This is a genomic window from Streptomyces sp. C10-9-1 (genome assembly GCF_024497955.1).
GTDB classification, from domain to species: domain Bacteria; phylum Actinomycetota; class Actinomycetes; order Streptomycetales; family Streptomycetaceae; genus Streptomyces; species Streptomyces sanyensis.
The window spans coordinates 98068-114964 of sequence record NZ_JANHKP010000001.1 but is presented as its reverse complement, the minus strand read 5'-3'; the positions used below and the strand labels follow the sequence as shown (position 1 = coordinate 114964).

The window sequence follows — 16897 nt, the reverse complement described above, 5'->3', positions numbered from 1 at the left end:
CCTGCGTCCGAGGAGTCAAGCGCGCAGCATTCCTGCGTAGATGCGCAAGTGTCGTCTCTTGTCCGCCGTACGTCCCGATTCCTACCGTGGTTGCTGTCACCGGACATGCGTCACCGGATATCGCGACGACAGGAGGGCCCCTTCGGTGCCAACCCAGCGTGTGCCTCGCGTCAGGCGTTACCTGGTCTGTGAACCCCGGTACTTCGACGTGCAGTACGCCATCAACCCCTGGATGACCGGGGAGGCCCCCGTCGACCGGGACCGCGCCCTCGCCCAGTGGCAGGGCCTCGTCCGCACCTACCTCGACCTCGGCCACACCGTCGACCACGTCCGGCCCGAACCGGGCCTGCCCGACATGGTCTTCGCCGCCAACTCGGCCCTCGTCCTCGACGGGCGCATCTTCGCCTCCCGCTTCCACGCCCCGCAGCGCCAGGGCGAGGAGCCCGCCTTCGAGGCGTGGTTCAAGGCCGCGGGGCACACCGTCCACCGCTCCGAGTCGGTGTGCGAGGGCGAAGGCGACCTCGTCCCCGTCGGAGGGTTCGTCCTCGCCGGCACCGGCTTCCGCACCACCCCGGCCGCCCACCGCGAGGTGCAGGAGTTCTTCGGCACCCCCGTCGTCGGGCTCACCCTGGTGGACCCCTACCTCTACCACCTCGACACGGCCCTGTTCGTCCTCGACGACGGCCACGGGGGCGGCGAGGCCAACGTCTGCTACGTCCCCGGCGCCTTCTCGCCCGGCAGCCGCGAGGTGCTGGAGCGCATGTTCCCCCACGCCGTGACCGCGACCCGCGAGGACGCCATGGCCTTCGGCCTCAACTCCGTCTCCGACGGCCGCAACGTCGTGGTGCCGCTGCAGGCCGGCGCCCTCGCGGACCGGCTCGCCGAGCACGGCTACCACCCCGTCCCCGTCGACCTCTCCGAGTTCCACAAGGCCGGCGGAAGCGTCAAGTGCTGCACTCTGGAGATCCGCCCATGACACTCACGCCCGAACGCACCCGACGCTCCTCCGCCGAGCTGATCGCCGCCGAGGACGGAGTCCTCGCCCACAACTACCACCCCCTCCCGGTGGTCGTCGCCCGCGCCGAGGGCGTCTGGGTCGAGGACGTGGAGGGCCGGCGCTACCTCGACATGCTGGCCGGCTACTCGGCGCTCAACTTCGGCCACCGGCACCCGGACCTGATCGCCGCGGCCCACCGCCAGCTCGACGCCCTCACCCTCACCTCGCGGGCCTTCCACAACGACCGGCTCGCCGGCTTCGCCGAGGGGCTCGCCGAGCTCACCGGCCTCCCGGCGGTCCTGCCCATGAACACCGGAGCCGAGGCCGTCGAGAGCGCCGTCAAACTCGCCCGCAAATGGGCCTACGAGGTCAAGGGCGTCGCCCCCGACCGGGCCACCATCGTCGTGGCCGACGGCAACTTCCACGGCCGCACCACCACCATCGTCTCCTTCTCCACCGACGAGACCGCCCGCGGCGGCTTCGGGCCCTTCACCCCCGGCTTCCGGGTCGTCCCCTACAACGACCTCCCGGCCCTGGAGGCGGCCCTGGACGACACCACCGCCGCCGTCCTCATCGAGCCGATCCAGGGAGAGGCCGGGGTCGTCATCCCCGACGACGGCTACCTCGGCGGCGTACGCGAGGCGACCCGCCGTGCGGGCTGCCTGCTCATCGCCGACGAGATCCAGTCCGGCCTCGGCCGCACCGGCACCACCCTCGCCGTCGACCACGAATCGGTGCGCCCCGACGTCCTGCTGCTCGGCAAGGCCCTCGGCGGCGGCATCGTGCCCGTCTCCGCGGTCCTGGCCCGCAGCGACGTCATGGCCGTGCTCCGCCCCGGCGAGCACGGCTCCACCTTCGGCGGAAACCCGCTCTCCGCCGCGGTCGGTTCCGCCGTGGTGGACCTCCTGGCCACCGGCGAGTTCCAGCGCAGGGCGACCGAGCTGGGCGAGGTCCTGAGGGACGGCCTCACCGCCCTGCTCGGGAAGGGCGTCGTCGGGTTCCGCTCCCGCGGCCTGTGGGCCGGAGTCGACATCGACCCCGCCATCGGCACCGGGCGGCGCATCAGCGAACGCCTCATGGCCGAGGGCGTCCTGGCCAAGGACACCCACGGGTCCACCATCCGGATCGCGCCGCCGCTGACCATCACCGAGGAGGAACTCGCCACCGCCCTCGCCGCGCTGGAGAAGTCCCTGCGCTGAGCCCCCCGGCCGCCCGGGCTCCCGCCCGGGCGGCCCTGCCCGGCCACGGCGCCGCACCGGCTGCCCGTCCTCACCGCCCCGGACCCGCTCCGCGGTCTAGACTCGCGGTCCCGGACCCACCCCGGGACCCGCGGTCCCGGACCCGCCGGAACGGAGAGCGAGAGTTGCGGATCCTCATCAGCGCCGACATGGAGGGTGCCACGGGGGTGACCTGGCCCGCCGACGTACTCCCGGGCACCCCCCAGTGGGAGCGCTGCCGCGCGCTGTTCACCTCCGACGTCCAGGCGGCCGTCCTCGGCTTCCTCGACGGCGGGGCGGACGAGGTCCTCGTCAACGAGGCCCACTGGACGATGCGCAACCTGCTCCTCGAACGGCTCGACGAGCGGGCGCAGCTGCTCACCGGCCGCCACAAGTCGCTCTCCATGGTCGAGGGCGTCCAGTACGGCGACGTCGACGGCATCGCCTTCGTCGGCTACCACACCGGCGCGGGCGAGGAGGGCGTCCTGGCCCACACCTATCTCGCCAACTCCGTCACCGGTGTCTGGCTCGACGGCGTCCGCGCGGGCGAGGGCCTGCTCAACGCCCGTGTCGCCGCCGAGTACGGAGTCCCCGTCATCCTCGTCACGGGTGACGACCTGACCTGCGAGGACGCCCTCCGCTACGCGCCCGGGGCGCGGAAGGTCGCCGTCAAGGACCACGTCTCGCGCTACGCCGCCGTCTGCCGCACCCCCGCCCGGACGGCCGCCGAGATCCGCGCCGCCGCCCGCGAGGCGACCGCCCTCGCCGTCCGCCACGAGCCGGTGCGGGAGGGGCCGTTCACCGTCGAGGTCGAGTTCGACGCCGAGCACCTGGCCGCGGCCGCCACCGTCGTCCCCGGCGTGGAGCGCGCCACCGGCGGCGAACGCCGCGTCGCCTACACCAGCCCCACGATGTACGAGTGCATCCGCACCTTCAAGGCGGTCACCACGATCGTCTCCGCGGCCGTGGAGGAGAGCTATGGCTGAGCAGACCACCGCGCCCTCGCCCGTCGACGGGACCGCGCTCGACGAGGTGGTCGCCTTCACCTCGGACCTGATCCGCATCGACACCACCAACCGCGGCTCCGGCGACTGCCGGGAGCGCCCCGCCGCCGAGTACACCGCCGAGCGCCTCGCCGACGCCGGCCTCGACCCCGTGCTGCTGGAGCGCACTCCCGGCCGGACCAACGTCGTCGCCCGCATCCCCGGCACGGACCCCTCCGCCGACGCCCTCCTGGTGCACGGCCACCTGGACGTCGTCCCCGCCGACGCGGCCGACTGGAGCGTCCACCCCTTCTCCGGGGAGGTCCGCGACGGCGTCGTGTGGGGCCGGGGCGCCGTCGACATGAAGAACACGGACGCCATGGTCCTCGCCGTGGCCCGGGCCTGGGCCCGCGGCGGGGTGCGGCCGCGCCGCGACATCGTCCTCGCCTACACCGCCGACGAGGAGGACAGCGCCGCCGACGGCGCCGCCTACCTCGCCTCCGAGCACCCGGCGCTCTTCGAGGGCTGCACCGAGGGCATCGGCGAGTGCGGCGCCTTCACCGTCCACGCGGGCGGGCAGCGCCTGTACCCGGTCGGCGCGGGCGAACGCGGCACCGCCTGGCTGAGGCTCACCGCCCGGGGCCGCGCCGGGCACGGCTCCAAGGCCAACCAGGACAACGCCGTGACCCGGCTCGCCGCCGCCGTCACCCGGATCGGCGAACACCGCTGGCCGGTGCGCCTGACCCCCACGGTGCGCGCCGCGCTGACCGAACTGTCCGCGCTGTACGGCATCGACGCCGACGTCCAGGACCCCGGCTTCGACGCGGACGCGCTGCTGGAACGCCTCGGCCCCGCCGCGGCCCTCGTCCGGGACACCCTGCGCAACAGCACCAACCCGACGCTCCTGGAAGCCGGTTACAAGGTCAACGTCATCCCCGGGAAGGCCACCGCCCTCGTCGACGGCAGGATGCTGCCGGGCACCGAGGAGGAGTTCGCCGCGACCCTGGACCGCCTGACCGGCCCGGACGTCGACTGGGAGTTCCACCACCGGGAGATCCCGCTCCAGGCGCCCGTCGACTCGCCGACCTTCGCCAAACTCCGAGCCGCCCTCGCGCAGTTCGACCCGGGCGCCCACGCCGTGCCCTTCTGCCTGGGAGGCGGCACGGACGCCAAGCACTTCTCCCGGCTCGGCATCACCGGCTACGGCTTCTCCCCGCTGCGGCTGCCCCCCGGCTTCGACTACGGCGCCCTCTTCCACGGCGTGGACGAACGCGTGCCCGTGGACGCCCTCCACTTCGGCGTCCGCGTCCTCGACCACTACCTGCGCACCGCCTAGGAGGCCGCGATGGTGCCCACGGGCCCCTACGGAACCTGGCCCTCGCCGATCGGCTCGGGCCTCGCCGCGGCCCACGACGGCCACCCCGACCACCTCGGCACGGTCGGCGCCGAGGTGTGGTGGACCGCGCCCCGCCCCGCCGAGGACGGCCGCCGCACGCTCGTCCGGCTGCGCGCCGACGGGCGTGAGGAGACGGTGCTCCCGGCGCCCTGGAACGTCCGCTCCCGGGTCATGGAGTACGGCGGCCACCCCTGGGCCGGGGACCCGCTCGCGGCCGGCGGCCGTCCGCTGGTCGTCTTCGTCCACTTCCCCGACCAGCGCCTGTACGCCTACGAACCGGACACCCCCGGCGCCCGGCCGCGCCCCCTGACCCCCCTCTCGGCCGTCGGCGGCGGACTGCGCTGGGCCGACCCGCAGCTCCACCCCGACCGCGGCGAGGTGTGGTGCGTCCTGGAGGAGTTCACCGGCGAGGGCCCCGCCGCGCTGCGCCGGGTGATCGCGGCCGTCCCCCTCGACGGCTCGGCGGCCGGGGACCGCGCGGCCGTCCGCGAACTCGGCGGCGACGGGCACCGCTTCCTGACCTCCCCGCAGCGCTCGCCCGACGGCCGGCGCGCCGCGTGGATCGCCTGGGACCACCCCCGGATGCCCTGGGACGGCACCCGCGTCCTGGTCGCGGACGTCCCCGCCGAGGGCCCCTTCACCGGGGTCCGGCAGGTCGCCGGCGGGGACCGGGAGTCCGTCCCCCAGGTCGCATGGGCGCACGACGGCTCCCTGGTGTACGCCTCCGACGCCGGCGGCTGGTGGGAGTTGCGGAGCCTGCGGCCCGAGGGCCGGGGCTTCGGCCCCCCGCGGGACCTCTGCCCGGGCCGCGAGGAGGAGTTCGCCGGTCCCCTGTGGACGCTGGGCTCGGCCTGGTTCCGCCCGCTGGCCGGGGGCATGCTCGCCACCGTCCACGGCAGGGGCGCCGCCGTCCTCGGCATCCTGGACTCGGAGACCGGGGAACTCGTCGACGCGCCCGGCCCCTGGACCGAGTGGTCGCCCACCCTCGCCGTCAGCGGCGACCGCGTCATCGGCGTGGCCGCCAGCCCGCGCAGCGGCCACGAGGTCGTGGAACTCGACACCCGCACCGGCCACGCCCGCGTCCTCGGCAGCCCCCACGACGACCCGGTCGACCCCGCGTACTACCCCGAACCGCAGCTGCGCACCTTCACCGGTCCGGGCGACCGGGACGTCCACGCCCGCGTCTACCCGCCGCACAGCCCCGACCGCACGGCCCCGGGCGAGGAACTGCCGCCGTTCGTGGTCCGGGCCCACGGAGGGCCCACCGGCCGGGCGCCGCTCGCCCTGGACCTGGGCATCGCCTACTTCACCTCCCGCGGCATCGGTGTCGCCGAGGTCGACTACGGCGGCTCCACCGGCTACGGCCGCGCCTATCGCGAGCGGCTGCGCGGCCAGTGGGGGGTGGTCGACGTCGAGGACTGCGCGGCGGTCGCCCGCGCACTCGCCGAGGAGGGGACGGCCGACCCCGCCAGGCTGGCGATCCGCGGTGGCAGCGCGGGCGGCTGGACCGCCGCGGCCTCGCTCGCCACCACCGACCTGTACGCCTGCGCGACCGTCCTGTACCCGGTGCTGGACCTGGAGACCTGGTCCGAGGACGAGACCCACGACTTCGAGTCCCACTACCTCCACTCCCTGGTCGGCCCCCGCTCCGAGGACCCCGCCCGGTACCGGGAGCGCTCGCCCGCCCACCACACCGACCGCGTCACCGCCCCGTTCCTGCTGCTCCAGGGGCTCGACGACGCCGTCTGCCCGCCCGCGCAGAGCGAGCGCTTCCTCGCCCGGATCGCCGGCCGGGGCGTCCCGCACGCCTACCTCGCCTTCGCCGGGGAGGGCCACGGCTTCCGCCGGGCCGGCACCCTGGTCCGTGCGCTGGAAGCCGAACTCGCGCTCTACGCGCAGGTGTTCGGGGCGGCGCGCTCCGACGTCCCCCCTCTGGAGCTGCACACGTGACCTCGCCGCCCGGCGCCGCCCCCACCCCCGCACCGGGCCCCGGCGCCGTCCGCGCGCTCACCCGCCCGCCGCGTCTGCGCCCCGGGGACCGGGTCGCCGTCGTCGCCCCGAGCGGACCGCCCCCGCCCGAACGGCTGGAGGCCGGGCTGCGCATCCTGCGCGACTGGGGCCTGGACCCCGTCGCCCTGCCCCGCACCCCCGCCGCCCACCGCGACCTCGCCTACCTCGCGGGCGAGGACCGGCTGCGGGCACAGGAGCTGACCGAGGCATGGTGCGACCCCGCGTTCGCCGCCGTCCTGAGCGCCCGCGGCGGGTACGGCGCGCAGCGCATGGTCGACCTCGTCGACTGGGACGCGATCCGCGCCGCACCCCCCAAGCCCTTCGTCGGCTACAGCGACGCCACCGCGCTCCACGAGGCCTTCGCCGTCCGGGCGGGCGTGGCGACCCTGCACGGCCCCATGCCCGCCACCGAGGCCTTCCTGACGGACGCCGCCGCCCGTGCCTCCCTGCACACCACCCTGTTCGACCCCGAGCGCGCACGGGTCGTCGAAGCCCGCGCCGGGGCGCGGGCCATGGTCCCGGGCCGCGCCCGCGGCACCACGTTCGGCGGCTGCCTGGCGCTGCTCGCCGCCGACCTCGGTGTCCCCGGCACCCGGACCTCCGCGCGCGGTGGGCTGCTGCTCCTGGAGGACGTCGGCGAGGACGACTACCGCATCGACCGCCTGCTCACCCAGCTGCTGCGCGCCGACTGGCTCACCGGCGTCGCGGGCGTCCTGCTGGGCTCCTGGGCCGACTGCGGCCGCTACGAGGAGGTCCGCGCGGTCCTGCTCGACCGCCTCGGCCCGCTGGGCGTGCCCGTCGTGGAGGAGTTCGGCTTCGGGCACGGTCCCGGTGCGCTCACCGTCCCGCTGGGGGTCCCGGCGCTGCTGGACGCCGACGCGTGCAGACTGGTGCTCGACGTCGCGCCGCTGAGATGAGCGACCGGGAGGAGGGCCGGACCGGCATGGGGGAGCAGGGCACCGTGTACGAGGCCGCGGGCCACCGCGTCGCCCTGCGGCCCTTCGCACCGGGGGACGGACCGGAGTTCACCGCCCGCGCCCGCGAGAGCACCGGCCTGCACCGGCCCTGGCTCTTCCCCCCGCTGACCGAGGAGGCGTACGCGGACTACGCCCGGCGCCTCACCGAGGACCCGGCGCGCGCGGGGTTCCTGGTCTGCGAGCGGCCGACCGGGGCCCTCGCGGGCTTCGTCAACGTCAACAACATCGTCGGGGGAGCGTTCCAGTGCGGCGCCCTCGGCTACGGCGCCTTCGCGCATGCCGCGGGCCGGGGCCTGATGGGGGAGGCGCTGCGGCTGGTGGTCGGCCACGCCTTCGGCCCGATGGGGCTGCACCGGCTGGAGGCCAACATCCAGCCGGGCAACGCCGCCTCCCTCGCCCTGGTGCGCTCGGCCGGATTCCGGCTGGAGGGCTTCTCCCCCGACTTCCTCCACGTCGACGGGGCCTGGCGCGACCACGAACGCTGGGCGCTCACACGGGAGTCGACCGGGAAGGACGCCGCCGGAGCACACCGCTGACCCGGGACGTCAGCCGAGGGGTCCGGCCGTCCGCCGGGCCCGCCCGCGGCGGGCGGACCCGGATCCGCCCCGGCTATCCTCCAGGCATGGCAACGGGCATGGCAACGGGCGTGGGCACCAACGCAACAGGGCTGCTGATGACGGCCGTTCCGGCGGGGCGGGCCGTCCTCTCGGACCGCCGTACCCGGCGCAGCTGGACCGTCGACGTGGACCCCTGCCTGCTCGGCACCCACCCCGTGACGCAGGAGCTCTACGCGGCCGTGACCGGCGACCGCCCGAGCGCGGCGGAGGGCCCCGCACTGCCGGTCGAGAGCGTCTCCTGGCAGGACGCCGTCGCCTTCTGCAACGCCCTCTCCGCCCGGGAGGGACTCGCCCCCGCCTACCGCGTCGCGGACGCCGCGGACGCCGTGGAGCGGGACCCGGCGGCCGACGGCTACCGGCTGCCCACCGAGGCCGAGTGGGAGCACGCCTGCCGCGCCGGCACGGCGCAGGCCCGCTACGGACCGCTGGACGAGATCGCCTGGCACCGCGCCAACGCGGGCGGCGCCCCCCGCCCGGTCGGCGGCCGGCGCCCCAACGCCTGGGGCCTGCACGACATGCTCGGCAACGTCTGGGAGTGGTGCTGGGACCTGTACGACCCCGAGGTCTACGGAAGCTACCGGGTGCTGCGCGGCGGCGGCTGGTTCGACGAGCACTGGAGCTGCCGCGCCTCCGTCCGGCGGCGCAGCCATCCGACGCTGCGCATCGACGACGTGGGCTTCCGGGTGGCCCGGGACGCGGCGGCCTGAGCCCTTCCGGCGGCCGCGTCCCCGGGCCGCCTCAGGAGGCCGGGACCCTGCGGTCCGCGTACTCGAACACCGAGCCGTCGGGGTGCAGCGCGATCAGGTTCCGCCCGGCGGGGGTGGGCACCGGACCGGCCAGGACGCGGGCGCCGTTGCCCGTGAGCACGGCGTGCGTCTCCTCCACGTCGGCCACCGCGATGGTCGCCGTGACCTTGCGCAGGATCTCCAGCTCCTCCTCCGGGCCGCTCATCAGCAGGAAGCACCCCACCGCCGCGACGGACACCCCGCCGCGTTCGAAGCGCTGCGGCGGTGCGCCCGTCAGACGCTGGTAGAAGGCGGCCGCGGCGTCCAGGTCGTCGACGCACACGCGGATCGTGGTTCCGAGGATCTCCATACGGGCGAGGGTAGTTGGAGCCCGCCGTCCGCGGCACGGTTCCCCCGGGCCGGGGGCCGCCTTCAGGAACCGGGTGCCGGAGGCGTCCCGCGGGCGTGGTGGACGAGGGCCGCGTGCGGGTCGTCCCCCGCCGGCGGGTGGTCGGTGTGGACGGTGGCCGCCGTCAGCCGGGGGACGGCGTGCAGCAGGGCGTGCTCCGCCGCGACGGCCACCCGGTGCGCCGCCACCACCGTGAGGTCGGCCGCCACCACGATCTCGGCCTCGGCCCGCAGGCTGTGGCCGATCCAGCGCATCCGCACCCCACCGGTGGCGAGGACCCCCTCGACCCCGGCCAGCGCCGTGTGCGCGCGGTCCACGAGGGCGGGGTCGACGGAGTCCATCAGCCGCCGCAGGACCTCGCGGGCCGCGTCGCGCAGCACCAGCAGGATGGCGAGGGTGATCAGCAGGCCCACCACGGGGTCCGCCGACCGCCAGCCGAGCGCCGCGCCGCCCGCGCCGAACAGCACGGCGAGCGAGGTGAACCCGTCGGCCCGGGCGTGCAGCCCGTCGGCGACCAGCGCCGCGGAACCGATCCGGCGCCCGGTGCGGATCCGGTACCGGGCCACCCATTCGTTCCCGGCGAAGCCCACGAGGGCCGCCGCGCAGACGGCCCACAGATGGGTCACGTCCTGCGGGTGCAGGAGGCGCTCCACGGCCGTGTAGGCGGCGACGGCCGCCGAGGCGGCGATCACGGCGACGATGACGAGCCCGGCCAGGTCCTCGGCGCGGCCGTAGCCGTAGGTGTAGCGGCGGTTGGCCGCCCTCCGCCCGAGCAGGAAGGCGATGCCGAGGGGCACCGCGGTCAGGGCGTCGGCCGCGTTGTGGACGGTGTCGCCGAGGAGCGCGACGGAGCCCGAGAGGGCGACGATGGCGGCCTGCACCACGGTGGTCGCACCGAGCACCGCCAGGGACAGCCAGAGGGTCCGCATCCCCTCCCGCGAGGCCTCCATGGCGGGGTCGACCCGGTCGGCCGCCTCGTGGCCGTGCGGGGTGAGCAGGTGGGCGACCCGCCGCCGCAGCCGCGCCGCCGGCCGCCGGGCGGGCCCGTGCGCGTGGTGGTGGCCGTGCTGCGGTGCGCGGCCCTGCCGGTCCGTGCCGCCGGGGTGGGAGTGCGCGTGCTCGTGGTGGTGCCGGTTCCCCTCCATGACGCCTACCGTGGCACAGGAATCCCCTTGCGGCTACAGCCGTGGTACCCGGCCTGACCAGGTGCGATGCATGCGCAACAGCGTCCTGTGCCCCGGAGCGCCGAGGCGGCGCCGCCCGGGCCCCCGGCACGGCGGGCACGGGCGGTGGCCCGTGCCGTCGCCCCGGGGCGGCCTCCGGCGGGCGCGCGCCCGCGTTCCGGTCCGGGGCCGTGTCACGGCGTGCGGACCGAGCAGTCCTCCACCGGGCACAGTGCGCAGGAGGCGTCGACGCCCCCGGCGAGCGGCGGCAGGGGGATCTCCCGGCGGGCGCCGGCCTCCAGCAGGAGCAGGGCGGAGTCGTCGTCCAGCGGGCCCTCGGCGTGGCTGAGCGCGCTGCGGCGCACCGCGTCGAGGGCCTCCTGCGGGGTGCCGTGGCGGACCAGCGGTGCGCAGGCCTGGACGGGGTAGAAGGCCCCCGAGGCGTCCCGGGCCTCACTGAGGCCGTCCGTGTAGAAGAGCACCCGGTCCCCGGGGGCGAGGACGGCACGCTCCTGCGAGGGCTCCGCGGTGTCGGGCAGGCCGAGGCCGAGCGGCAGGCCGAAGCGCGCCGGCTCGGACGTGCCCCGGCGGGGGACGTCCCCGTGGGCCACGCCCCCGCGGCCGCCCTCCCCGCCTGCGTCGCGGCGCACCACCAGCGGTCCCGGGTGGCCGTGGTTCAGCAGGGTCAGCGTTCCGTCGTCGCGGAGTTCGGCGAGCACGGCGGTCACGAACTTCTCGTCGTCGGTGCGCCGCGAGAGCGCGCACTCGATGCTCCGTCCGACGGCCTCCAGGTCCACGGTCGCCTGCGCGGCCTCGCGGAAGGAGGCCAGGACGGTCGCGGCGGTGCGGACCGCGTCGAGCCCCTTGCCCTGGACGTCGCCGACGACGAGGCGGACGCCGCCGCGCACGGGCTCGACGGCGTAGAAGTCGCCGCCGATCTCCGCGGAGGCGGCAGCGGAGACGTACGAGGCGGCGATCGAGACGGACCCCACGCGAGCCGGCGGGGGACGGAGGATCACCTCCTGCGCGGCCGAGGCGACCGACTGGACGGCGGCGAGCCGCCGCGTGGAGCGCAGCCGGGCGTGCGCCGCCCAGGCGGAGCAGAGGGTGATCAGGGCGAGCGCGGTGACGGCCGGGTACGCGTGCCGGGCGGGCCCTCCGCCCAGCGCGTGCGCCGCCAGGGCCAGGAGCGCGCACGTGGCGCCCAGCCGGAGCGTGGTGGCCGCCGACGAGTGCAGGGCGGCTAACGGCGGTACCACGGCGAGCAGTTCCACCAGCCGTATCTCCGGCCCGAGGAGCAGGTCCAGGAGCAGGAGGGCGAACGGCACCCCCTCCAGGGCCGGGGCGAGGCACGGGCGGATGCGGGTCCGCGAGATCGTCATGAGTTCTCCAGCGCAGCGTGGGGCCGCGCAGGCGGGTACGTGCCGCCCCCGGTGACCTGCCGGCGTCGGGGCCGCGCCGACGCCTGCCGGTCGGGAGGGCTGCCGTTCTCCGGGGCGTCTCGGGCACGGCACCGCGGGTGTTGTCCAGGTGCCGGAGTCTACGGGCCGGACGGCTCCCGGCGCAGGGGCATTGGTCCCGGAACAGCCCCCGGAGTGCCGATCCGCTGCCGGGGCGAGCGCTTCCGGCCTCGGCATGTCGTGAAGTGCACGTGAAGTGACCGGTTCTGACCGCCCGTCGGCGGTGCCCTGTCCCGGTCGGCTGCCCGGGGCGCGCGCCGTCCGTGCGTTCCGCCCCTCCCGCTCCGGGGCCGGCGCCCACGGCCGCCCCTCGCGGGGAGCGCGGCCGCGGGGGAGGGTCCGGTCAGTCCGGCACCCGGCACAGGATCTCGCCGTGCGGGACCATGAACCAGGCGTCCTCGGCGGCGCCCCAGGCGCGCCACCCCTCGGCGATCGCGGCGAGTTGCCCGCGGGTGGCGTGGCCGCCCTCCACGGCCAGCCTCGCATAGGCCGACTCGGTGGTGCGGTCGGCCCACAGTCCGCTCCACCAGGCCCGGTCCTGCGGGGTCGCGAAGCACCAGGCGGCCGCCGACGCGGTGACGTCCGTGAAGCCCGCGGCGCGCGCCCAGGAGAGCAGCCGCCGGCCCGCGTTCGGCTCGCCGCCGCACGAGCGGGCGACCCTGATGTAGAGCTCCAGCCATTCGGCCAGCACGGGCGGCTCGGGGAACCAGGTGAACCCCCGGTAGTCGCTGTCCCGGGCGGCGACGACACCCCCCGGCCGGCACACCCGGCGCATCTCGCGCAGGGCCTGGACGGGGTCCCCCACGTGCTGGAGCACCTGGTGGGCGTGGACGACGTCGAAGGAGCCGTCCTCGAAGTCCAGTGCGTGGACGTCCGCCACCGCGAACTCCACGCACTCCAGACCGCGTTCGGCGGTGAGGGCCCGGGCCTGGTCCAGGACGGAGGCGGCGGCGTCCACGGCCGTGACGCTGCCGCCCGGGGACACCAGCCCGGCGAGGTCGGCGGTGATGGTGCCGGGGCCGCAGCCGACGTCCAGGACCCGCATCCCCGGGCGGAGTTCCCCGATCAGGTAGGCGGCCGAGTTCTCGGCGGTGCGCCAGCTGTGCGAGCGCAGCACCGACTCGTGGTGCCCGTGGGTGTAGACGGCGGTCTCTTTCGGCATGGGAGTGGAGTCCCTTCGGTGGCGGAGGGTGCGGAGGAGCTGCGCTCCACCGTACGCGTCGCGACCGAATGGCGAGACCTGTATCTCGCATCATGGGCATCCGGGGTGTGCGGGCATCATGGGGGGCGAGGCGGCAGGGAGCGCGCGCAGGGAGGCGGGGGGATGGCGGAGACCTGGGAACCGAACGGCCCGGGGGTGCTGCGCCTGCCCTCCGGGCGCCTCGTCCGCGGCAGGGCGCTGCGCGGCCCGCTGCCCGGGGGGCCCGTGCCCGCGCTGTCCGTCCGGCTCCTCGGCAGGCGGCCCGCCCCGGACGCCGGGGAGGTCCGGTGGCTGCCCTGGCCCGATTTCGGGCTGCCCCGCGACCGCGTGCTCGCCCACCGGCTGCGCACCGAGGCGTGGCGGCGCTGCGCGGAGGAGCGCGTGGAGGTCGCCTGCGGCGGGGGCCGCGGCCGCACCGGCACGGCGCTCGCCTGCCTCGCCGTCCTCGACGGCGTCCCGCCGGGGGAGGCGGTGGCCTATGTGCGGCGCCACTACGACCGGCGCGCGGTGGAGACTCCCTGGCAGCGGCGGTACGCCCGCCGCTTCGCCGCCGGCTGAGCACCCGGCGCACGACGGGCACGGCCGGGCGGCAGGCCGTGCCCGCCCCGCGGCCGGCACCCCCGTGGCCGGCCGCGGCAGCGGCTCGGCCATGGTGCGTGACACCGCGTCCGCACGTCGATCCGTTTTCCGGCGGGTGCGGGTGCGGGTGCGGGTGCGGGTGCGGGTGCGGGTGCGGGTGCGCGGTCTCCGGCCGCCGTCCGGTCAGAGCAGCCGCTGCGGGCGGTAGACGGTGAGCGCGTCGACGAGCTTGTCGACCACCAGCCCGCCGCCCGGGGCCCGGCGCACCTCCCCGTCGTAGGCCAGGAGCGTGCCCGGGGCCAGCCCGCCGATCCGCACCTGCCGCAGCTGCCGGGCCGCGTGCACCGGCGAGCGGCGCACCTTCCCCGCGACGGCGGCCCCCAGCAGCCGGAGCCCCGGCAACCGGCCGCCGTGCACCACGCGCACGTCGAGCAGGCCGTCCGCCAGGTTCTGCCGGAGGCCGGGGGTCGGCCCGACGCCCCGGTAGACGCCGTTGCCCGCGAACAGCAGCCACATCGGCCGCCGGCGGCCCTGCACCTCGGCCTCCAGGGGATGCTCCCCGCGCAGGACCCGGCTCGCCGCCAGCACTCCCGCGGGCCAGGCGCCGATCCGGGGCGACCACCGCTCCCTGATCCGGACCAGCTCCGGGTAGACGCCGAGGCTGAACGTGTTGAGGAAGTACCCCGGCTCGCCTGCGCCCCCCGCTCCCGGGTCCGGCCGGAAGCGCCCGAGGTCCACCCCGATCGCCTCGCCGGCCTCCACCGCCCGGCAGGCGTCGGCCACCTCCTCCACTCCCAGGTCGTAGGCGAAGTGGTTGAGCGTCCCGCCGGGGAAGACCGCCAGCGGCAGACGCCGCGTCACCGCCACGGTCGCCGCCAGGTTGACCGTGCCGTCGCCACCGACCACGCCCAGGGCCCGCGCCCGTTCCGCCGCCTTCGCGAACTGGTCGGGCAGCTCGTCCGGTGCGCACTCGACGACCTCCGCGAGCGGCAGCGCCTCCCGGACCGCCGCGGCGCAGTCGGCCGTGCCCGACTCGCGGTTGACCACGACCACCAGGCCCTCGCCGCCCGCCAGCGCGGGGGCGTGCTCGCGGGGGCGGCCCGGCGGGGGGAGCTGCGAGCGGGTCGGCACCGCGCCGCGGACCGCGAGCGCGGCGCCCACCCCGAGCGCGGCACCCGCGAGCACGTCCCCCGGGTAGTGCACGCCCGTGTACACCCGGGAGAAGGCCACCGAGGCGGCCACCGGTGCGACCACCGCCCCCCAGGCACGGGACTCCAGGGCCACACCGGTGGCGAAGGCGGCCGCGGAGGCGGCGTGCCCGGAGGGGAAGGACGAGGTGAACGGCTGGCGCTTCAGCTGCCGTATCACCGGCACCGCGTCGAGCAGCGGACGCGCCCGGCGCACCGAGCGCTTGCCGACGGTGTTGATCACCGCCGAGGCCACCGCCAGCGAGGCCGCGCCGCGCACCGCGGCCCGCCGGGACCGCGCGCCCCCTCCGAACGCCGCGATCGCCGCCGCCGTGCCGAACCACAGCAGGCCGTGGTTGGCGCTGCGGCTCAGCCGCGGCAGGACCGGCTCCGCCCCCGGCCACTCGCGGGCCGCCACGGCGTGGAAGACCCGCCGGTCCCAGGTGCCGAGAAGGTCGTGCAGCCGTCCGCGGGGCGCGCCGGCCGGGGAGGACGAGGGGGTCCGATGCTCTGTCATGCGGCTCGGATACCCCGGGACCGCCTGAGCCACGCCGCAGCCACCCCGGCGGCCGACGGCCCGGCGGATTCGCCGGGCACCGGATGCCCCGCCCGGTCGCCGCCCCCGCGCGGTCGCGGGCGAACCTTCGTATAAAGGGCGTGTGGGGCCGGGCACGCGAACCGCCGCGCCACCGGCGCGGGCGCACCGGAGCGCGGACGGCGCCGAGCAGGAGGTGACCGCATGCAGGACGCCGAGCCCGCCGGACGGGGACCCGTGCGCTTCGGCCCTCCGGCGCCGGGCACCGGACTGCCCGTCCTCGACTCGGCCGCCGCGGTGCTGTGCGCCGCGGCCGGCGCGGCGCGGGCGGAGCCCCCCGGCGGCGGCGCCGCGCTGCGGGCGGCCGCCTCCGGCTACTGGGGGCGCCGCGGACTGCACGGCGGCCCCGAGGGCGTCGTCGCGGCCCCCGGGGCCCAGCCCCTGCTGCTCGCCCTTCTCGCCGCGCACGACGGCGATGTGCTGATGCCGAGACCCTGCCCCGCCTGGTGGGCCCCGCAGGCCCGGCTGCTGGGCAGGCCCGCCTACCACGTGCCCACCCCCGCCGAGTGCGGTGGCGTCCCCGATCCGGTGGCCCTGCTGGAGACCGTCCGGCGGGTACGGGCCGAGGGCGGGCGCCCCCGTCTGCTGCTGCTGTCCGTCGCCGACGACCCGACGGCCACCGTCGCCCCTCCGGAGACCGTCCGCGAGGCGTGCGAGGCGGCCGTCGCCGAGGGCCTGCACGTGATCAGCGACGAGACCTGGCGGGACACGCTGCACCGGCCCGAGGACACGGTGCTGTTCAGCCCGGCCGAGATGTGTCCCGAGGACGTGACGGTCCTGGCCGACCTGGTCGGTGGCCTCGCCCCCGAGTCCTGGCCGGTGGCCGTGGCCCGCTTTCCGGCGACCCGCCCGGGTGCCGTGGAACGGGGCCGCACGCTCGACCTGCTGACCGCGCTCGGGGCGGTCGTCGCCGGTCCGGTGGCCGCCGCGGCCGCCCACGTCCTCGGCGAGCCCGCCGCGGTGGCCGAGCGGGCCGCCCGGGCGGCCCGCCTGCACGCGAGCGTCGCCGCCGCCCTGCACGGCACCGTCCTGGCGGCCGGTGCCCTGGCCCGGCCCCCGCAGGCCGGACGCCACCTGTACGCCGACCTCGCACCGCTGCGCGGCCGGCTCGCCGAGCGAGGGGTGGGGGACTCGATGGACCTGGAGGACTACCTGGGCGGCCGCCTCGGAGCACCGGTTCCCGGCGGGCACCGCTTCGGCGACGAACTCGGCGCCCTGCGCGTCCGGCTGCCGACCGGCCCGCTCCTCGGCGCCACGGCGGAGGAGCAGCGCGCGGCCCTCGCCGCACCCGATCCGCTCGCACTGCCCCAGGTGAGCGGCGGCCTCGGGCGGCTCGCCGCCGTCCTCGACGAACTCCGGTGAGTAACGCCCGGCCCCGCAC

General features: G+C 76.7%; 15 protein-coding genes. 10 read left to right on the top strand and 5 right to left on the bottom strand.

What is annotated here, in order from left to right:
• The first annotated feature begins 145 nt into the window (after positions 1–145).
• The 8 genes from ddaH to NPS70_RS00530 all read left to right on the top strand — a co-directional run bounded on the left by ddaH (position 146) and on the right by NPS70_RS00530 (position 8904).
• Positions 146–976, top strand: a complete 831-nt coding sequence (ddaH, locus tag NPS70_RS00565) for a dimethylargininase (RefSeq protein ID WP_256521465.1) — start codon at positions 146–148, stop codon at positions 974–976.
• Positions 973–2196 carry an ornithine--oxo-acid transaminase gene (gene rocD / locus NPS70_RS00560; RefSeq protein WP_256521463.1) on the top strand — a complete coding sequence of 408 codons (1224 nt, stop codon included), beginning with the start codon at positions 973–975 and terminating at the stop codon, positions 2194–2196. The genes ddaH and rocD overlap by 4 nt, the downstream gene beginning before the upstream one ends.
• A gap of 164 nt (positions 2197–2360) precedes the next feature.
• Positions 2361–3200 carry a M55 family metallopeptidase gene (locus NPS70_RS00555; RefSeq protein WP_256521461.1) on the top strand — a complete coding sequence of 280 codons (840 nt, stop codon included), beginning with the start codon at positions 2361–2363 and terminating at the stop codon, positions 3198–3200.
• The gene (locus NPS70_RS00550; RefSeq protein WP_256521459.1) at positions 3193–4533 is read left to right on the top strand and encodes a M20/M25/M40 family metallo-hydrolase; all 1341 of its coding nucleotides are present in this window, start codon (positions 3193–3195) and stop codon (positions 4531–4533) included. Before NPS70_RS00555 ends, NPS70_RS00550 begins: the two co-directional genes overlap by 8 nt.
• A 9-nt stretch (positions 4534–4542) precedes the next feature.
• A complete protein-coding gene (locus NPS70_RS00545) occupies positions 4543–6543 on the top strand; it encodes a prolyl oligopeptidase family serine peptidase (protein ID WP_256521456.1) in 2001 nt (666 codons plus the stop codon).
• Positions 6540–7520 carry an LD-carboxypeptidase gene (locus NPS70_RS00540; RefSeq protein ID WP_256521454.1) on the top strand — a complete coding sequence of 327 codons (981 nt, stop codon included), beginning with the start codon at positions 6540–6542 and terminating at the stop codon, positions 7518–7520. Before NPS70_RS00545 ends, NPS70_RS00540 begins: the two co-directional genes overlap by 4 nt.
• On the top strand, positions 7517–8116 hold the full coding sequence (locus tag NPS70_RS00535; protein WP_256521452.1) for a GNAT family N-acetyltransferase: 600 nt from the start codon (positions 7517–7519) through the stop codon (positions 8114–8116). The genes NPS70_RS00540 and NPS70_RS00535 overlap by 4 nt, the downstream gene beginning before the upstream one ends.
• An 86-nt stretch (positions 8117–8202) precedes the next feature.
• A complete protein-coding gene (locus NPS70_RS00530) occupies positions 8203–8904 on the top strand; it encodes an SUMF1/EgtB/PvdO family nonheme iron enzyme (RefSeq protein ID WP_256521451.1) in 702 nt (233 codons plus the stop codon).
• A 31-nt stretch (positions 8905–8935) separates the two neighbouring features.
• Here the strand turns inward: NPS70_RS00530 and NPS70_RS00525 are convergent, their stop codons facing one another.
• The 4 genes from NPS70_RS00525 to NPS70_RS00510 form a co-directional block, all read right to left on the bottom strand.
• Positions 8936–9292 carry a VOC family protein gene (locus NPS70_RS00525; RefSeq protein WP_256521450.1) on the bottom strand — a complete coding sequence of 119 codons (357 nt, stop codon included), beginning with the start codon at positions 9290–9292 and terminating at the stop codon, positions 8936–8938.
• A 62-nt stretch (positions 9293–9354) separates the two neighbouring features.
• Positions 9355–10476 carry a cation diffusion facilitator family transporter gene (locus tag NPS70_RS00520; RefSeq protein ID WP_256521444.1) on the bottom strand — a complete coding sequence of 374 codons (1122 nt, stop codon included), beginning with the start codon at positions 10474–10476 and terminating at the stop codon, positions 9355–9357.
• A gap of 212 nt (positions 10477–10688) precedes the next feature.
• Positions 10689–11876, bottom strand: a complete 1188-nt coding sequence (locus tag NPS70_RS00515) for a PP2C family protein-serine/threonine phosphatase (protein ID WP_256521442.1) — start codon at positions 11874–11876, stop codon at positions 10689–10691.
• A gap of 421 nt (positions 11877–12297) precedes the next feature.
• Positions 12298–13116, bottom strand: a complete 819-nt coding sequence (locus NPS70_RS00510) for a methyltransferase domain-containing protein (RefSeq protein ID WP_256521439.1) — start codon at positions 13114–13116, stop codon at positions 12298–12300.
• A gap of 162 nt (positions 13117–13278) precedes the next feature.
• Between NPS70_RS00510 and NPS70_RS00505 the strand changes: the two genes are divergently transcribed.
• On the top strand, positions 13279–13713 hold the full coding sequence (locus NPS70_RS00505; RefSeq protein ID WP_256521438.1) for a protein phosphatase: 435 nt from the start codon (positions 13279–13281) through the stop codon (positions 13711–13713).
• A gap of 204 nt (positions 13714–13917) precedes the next feature.
• Here NPS70_RS00505 and NPS70_RS00500 read toward each other — a convergent pair whose 3' ends face one another.
• The gene (locus tag NPS70_RS00500; protein WP_256521436.1) at positions 13918–15438 is read right to left on the bottom strand and encodes a bifunctional phosphatase PAP2/diacylglycerol kinase family protein; all 1521 of its coding nucleotides are present in this window, start codon (positions 15436–15438) and stop codon (positions 13918–13920) included.
• Positions 15439–15660: 222 nt separating this feature from the next.
• On the opposite strand from NPS70_RS00500, the gene NPS70_RS00495 reads away from it, so the two are divergent.
• The gene (locus NPS70_RS00495) at positions 15661–16878 is read left to right on the top strand and encodes an aminotransferase class I/II-fold pyridoxal phosphate-dependent enzyme (RefSeq protein ID WP_256521430.1); all 1218 of its coding nucleotides are present in this window, start codon (positions 15661–15663) and stop codon (positions 16876–16878) included.
• The last annotated feature ends 19 nt before the right edge of the window (positions 16879–16897 follow it).

Coding starts and splice junctions, on each gene's coding strand:
- rocD (WP_256521463.1), top strand. CDS start 973: ATGACACTCACGCCCGAACGCACCCGACGCTCCTCCGCCGAGCTGATC.
- NPS70_RS00550 (WP_256521459.1), top strand. CDS start 3,193: ATGGCTGAGCAGACCACCGCGCCCTCGCCCGTCGACGGGACCGCGCTC.
- NPS70_RS00545 (WP_256521456.1), top strand. CDS start 4,543: ATGGTGCCCACGGGCCCCTACGGAACCTGGCCCTCGCCGATCGGCTCG.
- NPS70_RS00535 (WP_256521452.1), top strand. CDS start 7,517: ATGAGCGACCGGGAGGAGGGCCGGACCGGCATGGGGGAGCAGGGCACC.
- NPS70_RS00530 (WP_256521451.1), top strand. CDS start 8,203: ATGGCAACGGGCATGGCAACGGGCGTGGGCACCAACGCAACAGGGCTG.
- NPS70_RS00525 (WP_256521450.1), bottom strand. CDS start 9,292: ATGGAGATCCTCGGAACCACGATCCGCGTGTGCGTCGACGACCTGGAC.
- NPS70_RS00520 (WP_256521444.1), bottom strand. CDS start 10,476: ATGGAGGGGAACCGGCACCACCACGAGCACGCGCACTCCCACCCCGGC.
- NPS70_RS00515 (WP_256521442.1), bottom strand. CDS start 11,876: ATGACGATCTCGCGGACCCGCATCCGCCCGTGCCTCGCCCCGGCCCTG.
- NPS70_RS00510 (WP_256521439.1), bottom strand. CDS start 13,116: ATGCCGAAAGAGACCGCCGTCTACACCCACGGGCACCACGAGTCGGTG.
- NPS70_RS00505 (WP_256521438.1), top strand. CDS start 13,279: ATGGCGGAGACCTGGGAACCGAACGGCCCGGGGGTGCTGCGCCTGCCC.
- NPS70_RS00500 (WP_256521436.1), bottom strand. CDS start 15,438: ATGACAGAGCATCGGACCCCCTCGTCCTCCCCGGCCGGCGCGCCCCGC.
- NPS70_RS00495 (WP_256521430.1), top strand. CDS start 15,661: ATGCAGGACGCCGAGCCCGCCGGACGGGGACCCGTGCGCTTCGGCCCT.